Raw genomic sequence first — 806 nt, 5'->3', positions numbered from 1 at the left:
CATCAAGATAATGTAATCAGCCATCGATAACGCCTCTTCTTGATCGTGAGTTACATATACAGCTGTAATGCCAAAAGATTGCTGGATGCTGCGAATGCCGACCCGAAGCCGCTGCCGGACCTTGGCATCCAGATTCGATAACGGCTCATCGAGAAGCAGCACCTCCGGTTGCACAACAAGAGCTCTCGCCAGCGCGATCCGCTGCTGCTGTCCGCCGGAATACTGTTGCGGGTACCGTGAAGATGCGTCGGATGCATCAATCTCGACCCGCTCTAACACGGCGCGCACTCGCGCTTCGCGATCTTGTTTAGCAACCTTTTGCAGCTTAAGTCCATAAGCGACATTGTCGAAGACACTCATATGCGGCCAGAGGGCATAATGCTGGAAAACCATCGCTGCTTGCCGCTGCTGCGGAGAAGTATCGGTCACATCTCGCGAACCGAACAAGATGCGCCCATCATCTGCCCTCAGGAATCCAGCCAGCGTCCTGAGGAGTGTCGTTTTTCCACATCCGCTCGGCCCAACAATAGCTGTCAGCCCACCTGTTGGCAGAACAAGATTAATATCTGTGATCCCCCGCTTTTTCCCGTAACCCTTGTTCAAACCTTGTATGGTAATGCCCATCTTAAACCCTCCCGAATGCAGCCAAATATTCTGAACGCATGAATCGCTGCAGGAAAAACAGCAGCACGATGCCCGGCACCATCAGCAGTACGGAAGTCACTGAAGCGACTTGCATTTCGTATCCATTCGCAGCGTTATACATGAATACAGGCATCGTTATATGAAAAGGCGCACCTATTAAC

The 806-nt window shown here is 51.9% G+C and carries 1 protein-coding gene and 1 pseudogene; both read right to left on the bottom strand.

Features of this window, described 5'->3' with window-relative positions:
- Window positions 1-624, bottom strand: a 624-nt coding sequence (locus tag AC1DUA_RS39455; protein ID WP_477504860.1) for an ABC transporter ATP-binding protein, incomplete at its 3' end; no start/stop codon positions are given.
- Window position 625: 1 nt separating this feature from the next.
- Window positions 626-806: pseudogene (locus AC1DUA_RS39450) on the bottom strand (hypothetical protein); the annotation flags it as partial.

This window comes from Paenibacillus sp. 01T422, from assembly GCF_056398785.1.
The sequence above is the reverse complement of the archived record's forward strand: the minus strand, read 5'-3'. Positions and strand labels throughout refer to the sequence as shown.